The organism is Polynucleobacter sp. MG-28-Ekke-A2 (assembly GCF_035012985.1).
In the GTDB taxonomy this organism is placed as follows: Bacteria; Pseudomonadota; Gammaproteobacteria; order Burkholderiales; family Burkholderiaceae; genus Polynucleobacter.
In genome coordinates, this window is the sequence record NZ_JAYGQU010000062.1 from 1 (window position 1) to 692 (window position 692).

At 41.6% G+C, this 692-nt stretch carries 1 protein-coding gene; it reads right to left on the reverse strand.

What is annotated here, in order from left to right; genetic code table 11:
• The coding region (locus tag VC188_RS11925; protein ID WP_323484110.1) for an AMP-binding protein at window positions 1–692 on the reverse strand (692 nt) is incomplete at both ends.

The following is a 692-nucleotide window of genomic DNA, read 5'->3' on the forward strand; positions in this document are numbered from 1 at the left end:
AGATAACCACGGGCTAGACCGGCGCCTGCAATGTAAAGCTCCCCAGCAATGCCAGCTGGAACTGGTTCTAGGCTGTTATCTAAAACATAAATGCGGGTATTCCAGATGGGTCGGCCAATGGGGAGTGCCACACCTTTTTTTGGATCTTCATCAAGCGGCATTACTGAAGACCATATCGTTGTTTCGGTTGGGCCGTATAAATTGATTAGGCTCCTGCTTTTGCTGATAAGTTTTCGATATAAGTCATCGTAAAGGGCTTCCCCGCCGGTGGCCAAGCATGTTCCGCGCGGTATGCTGACTTTATTTGATACTACTGAACTCCAGAATGAAGGTGTTGCTTGAATAAGGGTTGGTTTGTTTTTATTAATAAATCTTGATAATTTTTTCGAATCTTTAATGTCAGTACTTCTGACAATTAATACATTCCCGCCTTTAATTATTGGTAGATATAGCTCTAGTCCCGCAATATCAAACCCAATTGTCGTCATTGCTAGCACTGATTTTAATCTATCACCAAATACATTCATCTCCATAAATAACAAAAAGTTTATCAGTCCTCGATGTTTAACAACAACCCCTTTTGGCTTGCCGGTCGAGCCTGATGTGTAAATTACATACGCTGGATTTTCTGGGGTAGTAATTGAGATCGGGTTGTAGTTTGGATTATCAGCAATTATTTCCCAGTCGCAATC